This is a genomic window from Candidatus Woesearchaeota archaeon (assembly GCA_016187565.1).
Lineage (GTDB): Archaea > Nanobdellota > Nanobdellia > Woesearchaeales > JACPJR01 > JACPJR01.
Map to the genome: position 1 here is coordinate 23,809 of JACPJR010000033.1, position 14,590 is coordinate 38,398.

Annotated in this window: 16 protein-coding genes and 2 tRNA genes; 10 read left to right on the plus strand and 8 right to left on the minus strand. The window is 41.6% G+C overall.

Features of this window, described 5'->3' with window-relative positions:
* Positions 1-22: 22 nt before the first annotated feature.
* The 4 genes from HYW21_08775 to HYW21_08790 form a co-directional block, all read right to left on the minus strand.
* Positions 23-586, minus strand: coding sequence for a hypothetical protein (locus tag HYW21_08775; protein MBI2549415.1), 564 nt, complete (start codon positions 584-586; stop codon positions 23-25).
* Positions 587-598: 12 nt separating this feature from the next.
* Positions 599-826, minus strand: coding sequence for a V-type ATP synthase subunit K (locus HYW21_08780; GenBank protein ID MBI2549416.1), 228 nt, complete (start codon positions 824-826; stop codon positions 599-601).
* A 64-nt stretch (positions 827-890) separates the two neighbouring features.
* On the minus strand, positions 891-2,864 hold the full coding sequence (locus HYW21_08785) for a V-type ATP synthase subunit I (GenBank protein MBI2549417.1): 1,974 nt from the start codon (positions 2,862-2,864) through the stop codon (positions 891-893).
* Positions 2,865-2,879: 15 nt separating this feature from the next.
* Positions 2,880-3,230, minus strand: a complete 351-nt coding sequence (locus HYW21_08790; protein MBI2549418.1) for a hypothetical protein — start codon at positions 3,228-3,230, stop codon at positions 2,880-2,882.
* 82 nt (positions 3,231-3,312) lie between these two features.
* Here HYW21_08790 and HYW21_08795 point away from each other — a divergent pair.
* The 6 genes from HYW21_08795 (at position 3,313) to HYW21_08820 (ending at position 7,168) form a co-directional block, all read left to right on the plus strand.
* Positions 3,313-3,460 (plus strand) — tRNA-Ile (locus tag HYW21_08795).
* Between the two features lie 56 nt (positions 3,461-3,516).
* Positions 3,517-3,619, plus strand: a tRNA-Glu gene (locus HYW21_08800).
* Positions 3,620-3,739: 120 nt separating this feature from the next.
* Positions 3,740-5,380 (plus strand): hypothetical protein, encoded by a 1,641-nt coding sequence (locus HYW21_08805; protein ID MBI2549419.1) that lies wholly within the window; start codon positions 3,740-3,742, stop codon positions 5,378-5,380.
* A gap of 81 nt (positions 5,381-5,461) precedes the next feature.
* Positions 5,462-5,680, plus strand: a complete 219-nt coding sequence (locus HYW21_08810) for a hypothetical protein (protein ID MBI2549420.1) — start codon at positions 5,462-5,464, stop codon at positions 5,678-5,680.
* A 326-nt stretch (positions 5,681-6,006) separates the two neighbouring features.
* On the plus strand, positions 6,007-6,204 hold the full coding sequence (locus HYW21_08815; GenBank protein ID MBI2549421.1) for a hypothetical protein: 198 nt from the start codon (positions 6,007-6,009) through the stop codon (positions 6,202-6,204).
* 466 nt (positions 6,205-6,670) lie between these two features.
* Positions 6,671-7,168, plus strand: a complete 498-nt coding sequence (locus HYW21_08820; protein MBI2549422.1) for a hypothetical protein — start codon at positions 6,671-6,673, stop codon at positions 7,166-7,168.
* 79 nt (positions 7,169-7,247) lie between these two features.
* Here HYW21_08820 and HYW21_08825 read toward each other — a convergent pair whose 3' ends face one another.
* A complete protein-coding gene (locus HYW21_08825) occupies positions 7,248-7,784 on the minus strand; it encodes a hypothetical protein (protein ID MBI2549423.1) in 537 nt (178 codons plus the stop codon).
* Positions 7,785-7,891: 107 nt separating this feature from the next.
* Here HYW21_08825 and HYW21_08830 point away from each other — a divergent pair, with 107 nt between their 5' ends.
* Positions 7,892-8,557, plus strand: a complete 666-nt coding sequence (locus tag HYW21_08830) for a 50S ribosomal protein L11 methyltransferase (GenBank protein ID MBI2549424.1) — start codon at positions 7,892-7,894, stop codon at positions 8,555-8,557.
* A gap of 5 nt (positions 8,558-8,562) precedes the next feature.
* On the opposite strand, the gene HYW21_08835 is transcribed toward HYW21_08830, so the two are convergent.
* A complete protein-coding gene (locus HYW21_08835; protein MBI2549425.1) occupies positions 8,563-9,183 on the minus strand; it encodes a hypothetical protein in 621 nt (206 codons plus the stop codon).
* A gap of 157 nt (positions 9,184-9,340) precedes the next feature.
* On the opposite strand from HYW21_08835, the gene HYW21_08840 reads away from it, so the two are divergent.
* From HYW21_08840 to HYW21_08850, 3 genes are all read left to right on the plus strand, one after another.
* Positions 9,341-9,619 carry a DNA-directed RNA polymerase subunit L gene (locus HYW21_08840; GenBank protein MBI2549426.1) on the plus strand — a complete coding sequence of 93 codons (279 nt, stop codon included), beginning with the start codon at positions 9,341-9,343 and terminating at the stop codon, positions 9,617-9,619.
* Positions 9,620-9,686: 67 nt separating this feature from the next.
* Complete coding sequence (locus HYW21_08845; GenBank protein MBI2549427.1) at positions 9,687-10,658, plus strand: ABC transporter ATP-binding protein; 972 nt, start codon at positions 9,687-9,689, stop codon at positions 10,656-10,658.
* Positions 10,658-11,443: an ABC transporter permease gene (locus tag HYW21_08850; protein MBI2549428.1), complete on the plus strand. Its 786-nt coding sequence runs from the start codon at positions 10,658-10,660 to the stop codon at positions 11,441-11,443. The genes HYW21_08845 and HYW21_08850 overlap by 1 nt, the downstream gene beginning before the upstream one ends.
* Positions 11,444-11,549: 106 nt before the next feature.
* Here the strand turns inward: HYW21_08850 and HYW21_08855 are convergent, their stop codons facing one another.
* Both HYW21_08855 and HYW21_08860 read right to left on the minus strand, forming a co-directional pair.
* Positions 11,550-12,449, minus strand: a complete 900-nt coding sequence (locus HYW21_08855) for a DUF4046 domain-containing protein (GenBank protein ID MBI2549429.1) — start codon at positions 12,447-12,449, stop codon at positions 11,550-11,552.
* Positions 12,433-14,590: PGF-pre-PGF domain-containing protein (locus tag HYW21_08860; protein ID MBI2549430.1), on the minus strand; the 2,158-nt coding region annotated here is incomplete at its 5' end. The genes HYW21_08855 and HYW21_08860, both read right to left, overlap by 17 nt.

Below are 14,590 nucleotides of genomic sequence, written 5' to 3' on the forward strand. Positions count from 1 at the left end.
AGAGGAGGAGTACTCCTCATACTTAATTACCCTTGACTGGAGAGGCAAAGAGTAACTTGGACAATTCTGCCAGTTTTTCTTGACTTGCATGGTGAAGCATGGTCTCAAGACTGTAGTCTACACGTATAGTTCCGTCTTCGTTTTCTGCAATAATGCCACCAACAAGAGGAGCAGACTTTACTTTGTAGCCCTTGAGAAGCTTAGCATCATCGTCATTGGCATAGATGAGCCCAACACTAATTTCTTTCTGGATGTCCGCCAGCAGATGCTCAATGATTTGTTTTCTTTGTTTTGCATCGAGGTTCTCGAGCTTCTGCTGTGCAAGTGTTATTGCCTTATTCAGGATCTCTTTCTTTTTCTCTTGCACCATTCGCTTGCCTTGGAGCGTAACTTCTGATAACTCCTTAACTTCAAGCTGGGATTTCTCCTGAGCGTATACTCGTTCTTTCTGCTGCCGGTATTCCTCGCCTTTCTGCTTTAGTTCTTGCTCTAACTTTTTGATCTCATCTTCACCTTGCTTTCGGATTGCTGCTATCCTGCTCTGGTTCTCTGCAAGTAACTCTCGCTTTATGTCTTCAATCGCCATTTTCTACCAGCGTTAGCCTGCAAGACCAATAATCATAATCGCAACGACAAGTCCGAAGATGATAATTGTTTCAGGGATAACTGTTAAAATTAACCCTTTTCCAAACAGTTCTTCTTTCTCCGCCATTGCTCCTATTGCAGCAGTTGCTATAGATTTCTCTGCTAGTGCTGTAGCAATTGCACTTGCACCGATTGCAACAGCAGCACTTAGTCCTATTAATGCAGTTTCAATTCCTGCCATGTTTTTAACCTCCGTGTTTATGTTATACTTGCATGACAAATCACATCATGCTCATGCAAGCTCTTTATTCTTCTATACCGAATGGGTGGAATGGTTTTCCACCTCCTTTATAAAATTTACTGAACATCTCGACATAATGAAGTCGGAGTGAGTGCAAAAATGGTCCTAAAAGTCCGAGGAGGATATTAATGAAGTGACCAACGAGAAGCAAAAGTATGCCTCCGATAATTCCTCCGATCCCCTGATGGAACAATTCAGCTGCAAATTCATTGATAACAACAGCAAGCGCTGCAGAGGAAAGTCCTATTGCCATAATTCTCGCATAGGAAAGAATATTGCTGAAGATTCCGGGAAGTTCAACAAGTCCTTTTACTCCTTCACCTGCATAAATAAGAACAGCACTTACGATAACGATGATGATTCCAGGAAAGATTGATGTATCTGCATAGATACCATAGCCAATTGCTCCTGCGCCTATCTGGAGAAGCATCCAGCTTGCTTTCTCTAAAAATGCTGCCTTGAAACCATGCATCCGGTATTCATTGATAAAGCCAAGGATTAGTCCAATATTGATGTGCACAATCCCGATGATAATTGCAAAGACAAGAAGTTGGTTTATGTCTTCGAGACGGTGAATGTAGGGATGGAGCTCGTAGCCTAAGATTACTTCGGTACCAAAAAACTCGCCAAACACTACGCCGAAGAGTATGGTCCATAATGATGCAAGGATAAGGATATTAAGAAAGCCCTTGATTTGTGGCACGAATTTTTTCATAACCAGAAAGATCAACAATGTTATTATTCCATACCCTATGTCTCCTAACATAGCTCCGAAAATAAGCGGGAAGGTAAGGAAGGTTATCATGGATGGATCGATCTCTGAATATTTTGGCAACGCATAGAGATTAAGAAACATCTCAAATGGCTTTACCGCTCCTGGATTCTCTAAGAGGACTGGAGCATCTTTTTTTCGCGAGATTGCTTCATCCTCTAGGTAATAGGCATTCCCTATCCTTTCCTTAAGCCTTCTTCGTAGTTCCATGAGTTTATCGCTGGGTACGAATCCCTTCACACAATAAACTCTCTTGGTTTTGCGAAAGAGTAGTGGTGCTTCTAATTTTTCAAGTTCTCTCGTAAGGATAGTATTATCCCTGATGATTTCAGTCACGGATTTTTTTATTTCCTCTTTCTGCTGATTGATATCCGCTAAGTCTTTGTTTAGCTGGGATTTTGCTTGTTCCAGTGTTTCTATTGCTCCGCGCAATGATGCTTGCTCTTGTATATATCCTTGAAGGTCAAGGGGAGTAAAGGTGTATGGTGCTATTGCCTTTTCAATTTTTTCTTTGTATTTCTGCAAGGTAATGATGACGACTGGCGTTCCATTTCCGGTTGGATCATTACCTGTCCAGATTACCAATGCTTTTGCGATTTTTGTCAGTTCTTTCTTGAATTCATCGCTATTTTTCTCTTTTATTGAACCAATAATCATTAAAGGAGCGTTTGCTTTTGTTGCCTGAGAACTCATAGTCTCGACAAGCATGCCAAGAGAGGCATCTTGGACAATACTTTCCTTGAAAGGAGTAAGTGTTAAGAGCTGTTGGTTTATCTCTCCCTCTGTTGTGGAAAGTTTTTTTTTCTGTTCCAAAAGGAAGGATGTTTGTGTGTATAATTTTTCAACACGCGCAATACTTTCTGCAATCTCTTTCTCTGCTGCATACTTCTCCTGTTTGTTATCATCCCGAGCAGGTTTTTGTTCCTTCAGCGTTTCTTTTGTCGATGTTATTTCTTGTTTGGGAATGGCGAGAAAGGACAGTACCGCATTTATCTTGTTCAATGCTTCAGATACGTGTTCTGCACGGGCAAGAGGAGAAGGTGTCTCAAGAACAGGGTTTCCGTTTTTTAAGAGACTTCCATTCCAAAAATCCTTTTCAGTAACAATGTGATATACCTTGAGAGAATGCAGCTCGTCAATCATTGCCTTGAGATTGCTCTCAGTGACATATAACGCTACTTTTGATAGTTCTTTTGTTCTCAGCATGCTCTTCCTCAAGAATTACTCCTTGTTTCCCGCTGTTCTTTTCTCAGCTAAGGCATTTATCATGACTTCTTTAAAAAGTAGCTCTGAAGCCTGTGGAAGCTTGCTGCTAGCATCCCGCTCAAGTTTCTCAGCTTCACTCACAAAAGCAGCGAGAACCTTCTCTTTACTCTTTCCGAGATCTTTCTGATACTTCTCTAATTTTGCGTCATACTCATCGTCAAGCTGATCTTTCCATTTTTGATGTTTCTGGAGAGATGCAACCTTTGCAGCCTTTAGTCGCTCTTCTTTGTCCGCAATGCTTTTTTGAATTTTTTTATCGCACGAATCTTCCGTGCTCTTAATTTCAAGAAGTATATTTTGTGCCATAAGTGCTGTGGAAAAAGACCTTCTTTTTAAATTTTTGTACTTTCAAAAATTTTATATAGCGAAGCATAACCACATACCTGGTGGGCCCGTAGCTTAGGCTGGTGGAGCGCTGGTCTTATATGGCCGCATTGCACCTTGCAATGGCTCAAGTCAGCCAGTGGTCGTGCGTTCAAATAGACAAAGAAACTACCAAACCACGTTGCTTTGTGAGGAAAGTCGCGCCGGGCCCATTTTCTTTTTGACATCGCAACGTTTAAATACGGTTGCCATTTCTCACTCGAATGTTGCTCCGTTAGTGTAGTCCGGCACAGGAATCGACAAGATCCCTGCGGGAACAATCATCTTGCCCTTTCGAGGCAAGGACCCGGGTTCAAATCCCGGACGGAGCATTTCTCTTTTTGGAATCTTGTGGAGCAAAATCTCTGGTGATGTCTCCCCCCGTAGATGTAAACACTATAAAGTGGTGAATATCCGAAATATTTATATATTACCCCTTCTTTCTGAGAATAATGAGGTCACTAACAAAACTTATCCTTGGTGCTAGTCTTCTTGCTTCAGCTCCACTCCCATGGTTATATGCAGAGTCTAGGCAGTATCATCAGGCAAACACCCAAACAATACAACTCCCTGATGGAAACACCTTTACCTTTAGCCAACCTGATATCACTGGAAGGGATGCAGAGCCTGCATTGGCTAATTTTTATGGAACTGATATCGAACGGGGAATATACGAGCAGATGCAGTCATTTATCGAACGGGGAATATATGAGCAGATACAGTCATTTTTCCTGCGTTATGGTTATGATAAAAACAGGGATGGCTTTATTCATATAGCAAATAAGAATTTCTTTGATCCCAAGAACCTTGTCATTTATGGTGACGATGATCGAGGCACGTATATTGCGACTGATGGTAAGGATGCACGGATCTTCTGGCCAGATGATGGCAGGAAGATTGGCGAATATGATCTGAGAGATGCGCACTCGATTGATGATTATGTTGTCCTGGATAATCTTGTTAATGATGAGAAGGTCTATGCTTCTCGTGACCTTCTCAGCAGGAGTTATAAGGTAGGACCTGATGCTCGGGTTGTTGATGCAATTGGTGATCGATACCTCATTGAGTCCCCATCTTTGGGCAACTTATTTTTAGTTTCACGATGTCCAAACCCCTTTCCCAACGAAAATTTTCACGCAGATTTTCTACAAAAACATCATCAAAAAAAACCACTGGATGACGCTTATACGACGATTCAAGAAGCGACAACAAACGGCTATGAGGCTTTTACCCAGGCTGTTATAGATCCCGCAACAAAAGTGTTGCTACTGGGGGAGATGCATTTAGGAGAAGCACGGTTAGATTTTTTGATACCTTACCTTGGTCTCCTCAAGGAAAACGGCTATGTACTCGGTATCGAAGTTTCAAGGGGTGCAATGTCCAAATTTGGTATTACTGCTGATGACTTTTTCACCCAGTACAATGCCGGCTGTGTGTCCATCCCCCAGGACCACGGAACAACAAGGCGATGTCTCGATAAGGATGAAATAGTTTCACAATTTCATGATTGGTATGATGATCTCTCCGTTCCAGATTTTCTTGAACGATGCCATGCACAGGGCATTACTATTATTCCAATGGAAGAGGAGGAAAAAGCGAGGACTGCCTACTATGCACTACCACCTAAAGAGCGAGAAAAAGGATCAATATATACCCGTGATTATTTTATGCATGGCAATATTCTTGGCGAGGTTAAAGCAGGGGCAAGAGTGGCTATGCTTGTAGGCCGTAATCATGTATCTGTCGATCCAGTGCCGTATGTTGCTGAGTCTGAGTTATTCGTGGCTGGATTTTATATGGACTTTGATCACCAACAGCCACTTGGCTTCAGGCTTGAACAGTCGGTTGGAGATAATGCTGTTACGAGCATTGGGCTTTATGATGACTATGTATTCTGGGATTGGTTCCAACCTTTTGGTGGATGCGAAACGCATAGACTTCATCAACTATATGGAGAGGTAGAATGGCTGAAAGCATTCCTTCCTTTTACTGGCTATGGTGCTCTTGCATTTGATCCAACACATCCCATGTTCGCACCACAGCATACTGAGTTACCGCTCCTCATATTCCCCCAACCTTCTTCGACGAAATAATGTCCGGGAAAACCAAAAGATTTAAATACAAGCTTCCTTTAGGTATTCTAACTGATAGTTTACAAATGGGGTGATGTGATAATGTGTATGTGTAAGAAGTGCGGGACGCTTTGCGGCGTTATTGTTCTTATTGTCGGAGTGCTGTTTTTACTCCAAGATCTAGGCGTTTGGAGATTCTGGGGATTAAATTGGTACACCGTGCTTTTCCTCATTGCAGGAATAGGCATGATTGGCCATGCAACTTGCCCAGAGTGTAAGGCAATGTGCTGTCCAGAACCAGCTCCAACCAAAAAGAAGTAAACAGCATTCTTTTTTATTTTTTATATCTTGTTCTTTGGGAATGTAATGCATGGATAGATAAGCGAGTGCTTTCTGCTATTTGAAATAGCTATTTCACAAAATATATTCTGCTTATAGCTTAAAAGATACAATCAAAATCTAAATCTTTCGATAAATTATGCGGAGAAGGGATAGTTAAAATATTCAATCAAAAGATAAATCTTACAAGCGTTTATAGCTTATAATCTGTAGGTATTGATTCAATAATCTTGTCACTCTTAAGGACAACAATATTTATATACTCAAATGAGATCACTAGCCAGTAATTACAATAAGGGGGTGTGAACGTGGATACTAAACATAATATAAAATGGTCTTTTCTTAAAGTAAAGCAGGACATGCTTGCATTAAAGCAGAATATGACTGGCTGGATTATGCATTTTAACGCACGTGATAGAGCAGTTGAGGAGCGTCTTTACCTGCTTGAGCAGCGCGTTCAAGAGCTCGAATATGCTCGTAAAATCCAGGAACAAAGGAATGAGTAAGTAAATTTCATGCATTTACGGCCAAATGCTGATGTGTCGTTATCATCCCTTAATGACTCTACCAACTCCCCTATTTGCCCATCTTTTGGCATCTTTGCATTGATAAGGGGGGGTTCACCGGTAAAACACCCCCAAACTCATTTGTCGGTAGAATCCCCAATTGGTAATGTATTATTTCGACCTGTAGGAAATTATCCCAAAAATCATCATCTTTCTTGAACCTGTCGATTCGGTATGATCCCGAAATTTGCATTCAAATGGTTGTTTTTGGAAAAAGGGTCGTTTTTTAGCCATAGTGTATGCTAGGGGCATCCTAAAAATGCTCTATACATGCCCTTGCCTAGATTTGATTGGAACCTTTAATCAAAACTAGGAACTATTAACCGGATAAGAGCCGGATTTTTGCTCAAAGCATCAAATTTATATATACCATTGCCCTATCCGTGCTTGAGGGAGAGGTGATCTTGTGAAAATTGTTCTGACGAATCGTGAGCCTGGCTTAAATCCAAGCTCAGAGGAACTTGCCCTTATTATTATTGAGCGCATTGGTCTTGTACCCCGTAAAAAAGGCTCGACTGACAAGATGCACCATGTGCTTATTGAGCTTTATGAACGGAGTAAGCAGGCTCATCGAACAAAAGAGCCAGAGCTTGGCATGATGACTGTAGAAGAAATGGGTACCTTTGCGGGTATTACCCGGCAAACCATGTATGATTACCTCAAGCGATGGCTCGAGATCAACCTCATTGTTAAAACAAGTTACTTTAAAGGAACAAAGATCATGCATGGGTATCGTTTGAATGGACCAACGCTTGAAGCTGCGTTTGAAAAATGTATCCAAACGGTTCACAACAATCTGGATACCACGATGAAATATATCCAGGAACTCCAAAAGGTAGTGAAGAATGAAAAAATTAAGCGATCTCAGCAAGAACGGGTAGGAGATAAAATTATTGAGCAATGATTAAATCATTTAAGAAAAAGGGAACGTTCCCTCTTGCTCATAAAATCTAATCATTGCCTAAAATCTTTATGTAACTTTACTACATGCTTTTGACAACATCCTCATCAAGCTGGACAATGTTCTCCTTGGTCTGGAGGTTCCTAAATTCTGGGTCAAGACTTACGTACACAAGATTATTTTGAAATCGCTTTATGAGAGGAACACCTTTTTGGATGACATTGGCAATGTACTGCTCTACCATTTGAACGGTAAATCCGAGCTTACGGGCAACCTCAGCATACGAGAGAAATCCCTGTTCATGGGTATAGAGTACGAGAAACAATTCCTGCTCACGATGCGTTAACGGTTGAACAACATACTGCTGATGTCCTGATTTTGCTTTGGTCTGTCCAAGCAAGAGCATTAAACTATCAACCTTTTCAGCTACCTTTTCTATCTTGGCGTCAAGTGCACAGAGATACTCATAGTTTGTTTGAATCTCATTCGTGTTCTCGTTAATGGCATCAAGATGATCGTCAAATTCTTCACGAAAAGAATTGATCACCCGCTGAAAATCACGAACAGTGGCATCAAAGTCCTTTTGAGCGACGCCTCCTTTACCAAATAAAATAACCAACGATATCACCCCCAATGTACTGTTATTTATCAGTATTGGTATATAAAAACTTTTCGAAAGTCGTTCCGCTGTATAAAAACCTTTTTATGGAGAGGGTTATTCTAATCATGGTTATGACTTATAGACCAAGCATGAGTAAATCCCAACTGGCAGTTATGCTCTCAAAGCTTCACAGCTTTGACCTGCCAAATAATCAACTGGAACAATACACAACTGATCCAGAGATTGCTGCCACTGTCCTCCACCTTGCAGCCCATTTTGGAGATATCACGGGAAAGAGCATCGTTGATTTGGGTTGTGGGACAGGTATGTTAGGCATAGGAGCAAGCATCTTAGGAGCAAAAAAAGTAGTGGGGATTGATATTGATGAGGCTGCACTTCAGCAGGCAGCAATAAACAAGGAAAAGGCTGGTATTCCTGGTTCACGGATCATCTTCGTGCACCAAGATATCAAGGATATCAAAATCCCTCTGGGTATGGCGCAGATAGATACGATAGACACGGTTATTGAAAACCCTCCTTTTGGTATTAAAAAATCACATGCAGATCGTTTTTTTTTAATGAAAGCAATGGAACTTGCTCCAGTTATTTACACGTTTCATAGCCTTGCCAGCCAAGGATTTATTGAAGCCCTGAGTAAAGATCACAACTACAACATAACCCATCAGTGGGCATTTGATTTTCCTCTGAAAGCAACCTATGCTTATCATCAGCGAAGAATCCATCGCATTAAGGTAGGGTGTTGGAGATTAGAGAAGATAGACAAGCCATAGTCTTATTAACGTGTGATGGCTGTTCTCATAGACTCAACCGTTTTACCGAATGTTTGGCATGTGTTAATGATGGTAACCCCATGCCGCACGGCTTCTTCAAGGAGGTAATCTTGGATCCATCGTATTCGTTCAAAATTTGTTTGAAAGGTAGTCAACAACTCTGAGTGATGCCCAGCCTTTGCAGTAAATCTTTTTAGATGAGTTTCATTATCACTAACATAGAGAAGTATTGCTCTTACATCAGTACCCTGATCTCGATAATCCATAACGGTTGTAGGAATAATATGAACCCCTTCAACAACAAGCCCGTTTTTTGTCTCAACAGCAAAGTTAAAAGCAGTTCGAACATAGGGGTCAAGTGCCTCTCGGTAATCCCTAAATCCCTGAATAACATGCTTTTGCGTTGGCTCACCAAAGCGTCGCCAACACTCATAACTATCGTACCTAAACCGCTCATCATCAGGATGTTCAAATCGATAAGGACCTTTAAGGTAGTCAGTGCCTAGGACATTTACCTCTTGTTCAAGGCCTTCTCTTAGCATAGATCCAACTATATGCGATAAAGTACTTTTTCCGCAAGCATTAACACCATACAGTGTGACCACGAATCCTTCTGACATGGGCATCTAAAACCGGGGGTTATATTAAATTTAACTACTTTACAGATGTCAATTTTTCCTTGTAGAGGGGGTTCGGTAGTCATTCTCCCATAATCAAATGAGGAATAACACCAAAAAACATAAAACGCAAAGGTTTTTAAATGAGTCCTCATTTCTCCCCTGCATGGAAATGCGTATTCTCGAGGATAATAAGAAGCGATTGGTGTTTGAATTAAAAGGAGTACAGCATACATTTATGAACTCCTTGAAACAAGAGCTTCGAAATGACGAGCACGTAACCGTTACTAGTTATAACATTTCTCATCAATTGGTAAGCGAACCGCTATGCATTCTTGAGACTGATGGCAAAGATCCGCGAACAACTCTCGTTGATGCTGCAAAACACTTACAAAAGGCAAACGAGAAGTTTGAAAAGGCAGTTGCAAAGGATCTCAAGAAGTAGTTTTTTTCTCGTCCACCATTTATTTTCATAGGTCAGTAATGGTTATTATCTCGTTGTAGTGATCCCGATGGCAGCATTACTTGTTGACGGACTGTGTAAAGCATATGTATCTCATGGACAGCAGTACCAAGCAGTCAATGATATCTCTTTTCAGATTGCAGAGGGAGAGATGTTTGGTTTGCTCGGGCCAAATGGGGCAGGAAAGACAACAACAATCAATATCATTGCAGGCATCTTAAAAAAGGATAAGGGAACAATCCGTATTCTTGGAAAGGATCCTGAACATCACCATCATGTCAGAACTCAGATGAATATCTGTTCTGCTTATTTTGGACTTTCTGATATTCTCAGTGTTAATGAAAATCTCCAAATCTATGCACGTTTATACCATGTGCAGAAACCTCAGCAAAAGATTGATGCATTACTCGCTACCTTTGGCATGCTTCATTTACGGCATAAGAAAACAAACACCTTAAGTAGTGGTGAGCGTACACGGCTTTCGCTCTGCAAAGGACTCCTCAACGATCCTAAACTTCTCCTTCTCGATGAATGTACGGTTGGCTTAGACCCTGATATTGCAGAAAGGACAAGAAATGTCATTAAAGAATACCAACAAAAACACAAAGCAGCAATTCTTTTTACCTCGCACTATATGTATGAAGTTGAAGCGCTTTGCGATCGTATTGCATTTCTCATCAACGGTAAAATTATCAAAATTGATACTGCAGATAAGCTAAAAGAGCTCATTAAAATGCAACAGGTCGAGATCTACTTTCTGAATGCAGATAAAAATCTCAAGAAACTCTTTCAAGACAAAGGTATTGATGTTTTGTTCCTTAATGAAACAACGGTACGCTTTGATATTCATGCGAAGGGAACACGACTCTATGCATTAATGAACACTCTTTTTAAGAATGGGTATAAGATCAGTGATCTGCGTATTAAACGTCCGACACTTGAGGACGTGTTCATTAAAATTACGCGTCATGCTCATGATACTGCTCATCCTGGCAAAACGAGTAATGCAGGTGATCGTTGATGAAATGGTATCGCATTAAAGCATTACTTTTAAAGTACTGGTACCTTACAAAAAACAGGCTAGACCGTCTTTTTGATGTTATCTACTGGCCATTAATCGATGTCTTTATCTGGGGATTTGCGATTTATTTTATTGAGTCGATCAGTGAGGTAAGTGTGCTGAGCATGATCATGGGAGGCATTATTCTCTGGGTTTTTATCTGGCGGGCGTGCCAGGATTTAGTTGTTTATGTCCTTGAGGATTTTTGGTCACGAAATGTGTATAACTTATTCACCTCTCCCATAACAAGTATGGAGCTTGTTGCATCGCTCATGATTTTCAGTCTGCTCCGAGCAGCAGCAACTTTTCTGATTATGTGGATTCTAACGGCAGTCGTCTATGCCTTTGATATTACAACACTTGGCCTATTACCCTTTGTTGTTTCCATTCCTGTTCTTGTACTTTTCGGATGGGTTCTTGGCATATTTATCACTGCACTTATTTTTATTTTTGGAAAAAGTATCCAGGTTTTTGCATGGAGTATCGTCTGGGTTATCCAGCCATTCAGCTGTGTTTTCTATCCTTTAGCAGCGCTTCCTGAATGGGCACAGAGCATTGCTATCCTCTTTCCAACAACGCATGTTTTCGAGAATCTTCGTCAATCCATTACGACTGGAACAATGAACTGGCCAAGTATTGGATATGCTTATGTTGTTAGTGTCATACTCCTTGTTCTTGTCAGCCTCTTTTTCCAGTATGCACTAGAACGAGCCAAAAAAACAGGATTACTCTGTCGGTATGAGTAAACACAGTCACTAGGCTGAAATCCTCAAATTCCTTGTCAGCAGGCGCTATATCCGCATGTTGGTTTCTGACACTTACGATGATACAACTCTTGTGCGCACAACAGAACTATCTGTTTTTTCTTCTTCGTCTGAACTCCTCAGGCTTAAATCTACCGGGGTAGGCATTCTCTATAACTACAGCAGGAGAATTATTGCAAGCAACAAGTACCCTTGTTAGCCGATGTTTTCTGAGAAATCGTGTTGTTATGGTTGTGGGTATTTGAGAGATGGGGATCTTTAATTTCTCTTCAATGAGCCATTTCGTTGCTTCTCGTACATGACGTTTCCCTTGTTCTCCTTCCCAATATCTTTTGGGAGCCCATCTAAATTCCCATGGATGAAATCGTCCAGGATATGCTTCTTCGATTGCATCAAAATACCACCTCTTGTGGAAGTTATCGAGGATTCCTCCTAAATTATGTTCATAAAAGGAGGCGGACGTCAGGTTTTTCGGCACGTCTCCAAGACGGCGGATATGTAACCGTTCATGGATCAGCCAATGGACAGCCTCTATGCGATGCTTTTGTTGTTTCCAATAGTTTTCTGAAATATAGGCCATCTGCCACGGTTTAAACCGACCAGGATAGGCATTATTAATAACAGCATGCAATGAATGAAAACCAACATGGAGCATACTAAGCAACTTATATTCTTGTAGGAAAAAGCGAGTAAACCATGAGGGAAATCGCTCTATGTTTTTCAATCGTAATTTCTCCTCAATCAAATACCGAATCAATATTTTCGCATGGCGTTTCCCATCAAATTTCCAAAAACCTAAAGGGAATTGTTTACGATGGCCAGCCAGAATTTCTTCATAGATCTTAATGACTTCATACTGAGAGTACTTCTTTAGTGAACGGATATGATAGGGACAAACAAGGAGACGTTGTCTGTTAATACTTACTCTTTTCCTTCCACAGAAGACACATTGTTGTTTTTCTTTCGGGAAATTAAAGGGTCGGGTCATTGGTCAACACCTTTTTTTTCTTTTGCCTTAGGTACTTAACACCACTGAACACAATGAGTAAGGCCGTAAACCCAAAGAGCATCAAGAGATCCCCCTTAGGTATGATAAACGTCCATGGCTCTGGCTGAGGTTCAGTCATATTACTCGGTACAACCAGTGGACGTTCAATTTCTGGCTCTTTGGGCCCTTCTTCTTGTAGAAGCACTACCTCTTGCACAGGCTCAGGTTCTTGTTCCACAGGAGGAGTTTCCACGACAACGGGTTCTGGTTTCTTGCCGGCAATCGCAAAATAGCTGAAGCCTGGTGTTTCAGCTTGGTACGTAACAGCCAATGACGTTTCATCTATCTTCCTGGTCGGCAATGCAACCCAATCACTGGTATAACGATAGACAACAACATCAGCAGCAGAAAGTCCATTAGCATCCAGCCATGCCTTTTCAACAGCAACGTGGAAGGTAACGTCTTTAAACGAACTGCTGTCCATATTCTTGGTCTGCACCTGTAGATAATAATACAACAAGCCTGAAACACTCCCATACAACCCTACGGGCCTATTAGCATACGTGGTTATGCTGATTTCTGGGTGTTCCATTGCCTTTTTAGTGGTGAACGACAACTCTTTAATCGCAATAGTGTTATCATAGATCCTCCAGGTGATTTCAGCATTCGCATCAAGCTTATCCCATGCCCGCGAAACCTTTGGTTCGGTTTGCACGATCGTAACAATAGGGGCATTACCACCACCCTGCTCTCCCACCGGACATTCACCACAATCTACCGGACAGGAAGAGCAGCTTTCTCCGGTGTCGCACCTTGTATCACCACAGTAACTGGCATTAGTCTGGGCACTGTTGTTGACCCACGTGGTATTAACATTGCCGTAATGATCAACGCTCAACACGCTCAACATATAGACGCTGTTTGCTAATAAGTTAGACGCTGTGTACTGATGATCCGGTGCATACACGGCGGTGAGGTAACTGCCATTGAGATACACTAAACTGTGGTTATAATCTCCATTCGCATTGCTCCAGTTCCATTGTAACCAGCTCGAATCTCGGTTGATAACCAATAAGTTGCTAATGGTTCCCGGTGCAGTCGTATCTACTGCTGTTGCGGTGGTTTGATTAACCCAGCTGGTGTTGATGTTGCCACTATGATCCACGGTTCGTGTGCTTAACGTGTAGTTCGTATTGTTCTGTAAGCCTAAGGCAGTGTAGTTATGCATCGTATAACTCACATTTGCCACAAAGCTGCCATTTACGTAAAGCTCGACATGGTTGTAGTCACTTTCATTCGGGTTAGTCCAGTTCCACGTAATGCTCAAATCAGTTACTGAAACATTGGTCAGGTTAGTTATCGTACCTGGTGGTGTCGTATCAGGTACGGCATTGGTGCTAGCGGTGTTATTGACAAACGTCGTGTTGACATTACCGGCATGATCGACCGTTCTCATACTTACGGTGTAATTCGTGCTGTTGGTTAAACCCGTAGCAACGTAATTATTTGTAGGAGAACTCACATTGGCCAGCCAGCTGTTGTTCAACCACACTTCAGTATGGTTAAAGTCATCGTTTGTTGGATTGCTCCAGTTCCACTGAATCCAACTCAAGCCTGTACTCTCATTTGTTAAATTGGTAATACTTCCCGGTGAGGTCATGTCAACCGTAAAGCTTTTGTTAGTATCTCCAACGTCAGTGTTGGCTGCATCGCCATCCAACGATTCAGTATCATAAGCTTCACAGTTCCAGCCGTACATACCTTCACCAAGATTGGTCAGATTAAACGAGACTGACGATGCATTTCCACTAATATTCTGCGTTTGGTTAATGGCAGCTACGCCACTCTGGTTCGTGTATAAAGAGATATTGTACAGATTGTTACTCGGATCAGTTGCACTGCAATTTAGGGTCATATTACCGGTATTGCTCCACACACCTTGCTGCGTATCCAACGAAACTGTAGGGCTTCCATCAAGAACCGTTATACTTGTTGTTGCTTTCTGCACCTGTCCCACTGAGTCATTCCCGAACAACGATAGGTAAACCGTGTAACTTGCAGAAGATGGACTCTTGGCGTACAAGGATTCGTTCAGCATAAGCGAGTAATTACTTCCTGCTGATGTTAACGTCCCTGCACGA

What these genes read in the sequence shown, in the direction of transcription:
- HYW21_08850 (MBI2549428.1), top strand. Translation starts at nt 10,658, where the DNA reads ATGAAATGGTATCGCATTAAAGCATTACTTTTAAAGTACTGGTACCTT.
- HYW21_08790 (MBI2549418.1), bottom strand. Translation starts at nt 3,230, where the DNA reads ATGGCACAAAATATACTTCTTGAAATTAAGAGCACGGAAGATTCGTGC.
- HYW21_08785 (MBI2549417.1), bottom strand. Translation starts at nt 2,864, where the DNA reads ATGCTGAGAACAAAAGAACTATCAAAAGTAGCGTTATATGTCACTGAG.
- HYW21_08835 (MBI2549425.1), bottom strand. Translation starts at nt 9,183, where the DNA reads ATGCCCATGTCAGAAGGATTCGTGGTCACACTGTATGGTGTTAATGCT.
- HYW21_08780 (MBI2549416.1), bottom strand. Translation starts at nt 826, where the DNA reads ATGGCAGGAATTGAAACTGCATTAATAGGACTAAGTGCTGCTGTTGCA.
- HYW21_08830 (MBI2549424.1), top strand. Translation starts at nt 7,892, where the DNA reads ATGGTTATGACTTATAGACCAAGCATGAGTAAATCCCAACTGGCAGTT.
- HYW21_08810 (MBI2549420.1), top strand. Translation starts at nt 5,462, where the DNA reads ATGTGTATGTGTAAGAAGTGCGGGACGCTTTGCGGCGTTATTGTTCTT.
- HYW21_08775 (MBI2549415.1), bottom strand. Translation starts at nt 586, where the DNA reads ATGGCGATTGAAGACATAAAGCGAGAGTTACTTGCAGAGAACCAGAGC.
- HYW21_08840 (MBI2549426.1), top strand. Translation starts at nt 9,341, where the DNA reads ATGGAAATGCGTATTCTCGAGGATAATAAGAAGCGATTGGTGTTTGAA.
- HYW21_08845 (MBI2549427.1), top strand. Translation starts at nt 9,687, where the DNA reads ATGGCAGCATTACTTGTTGACGGACTGTGTAAAGCATATGTATCTCAT.
- HYW21_08855 (MBI2549429.1), bottom strand. Translation starts at nt 12,449, where the DNA reads ATGACCCGACCCTTTAATTTCCCGAAAGAAAAACAACAATGTGTCTTC.
- HYW21_08805 (MBI2549419.1), top strand. Translation starts at nt 3,740, where the DNA reads ATGAGGTCACTAACAAAACTTATCCTTGGTGCTAGTCTTCTTGCTTCA.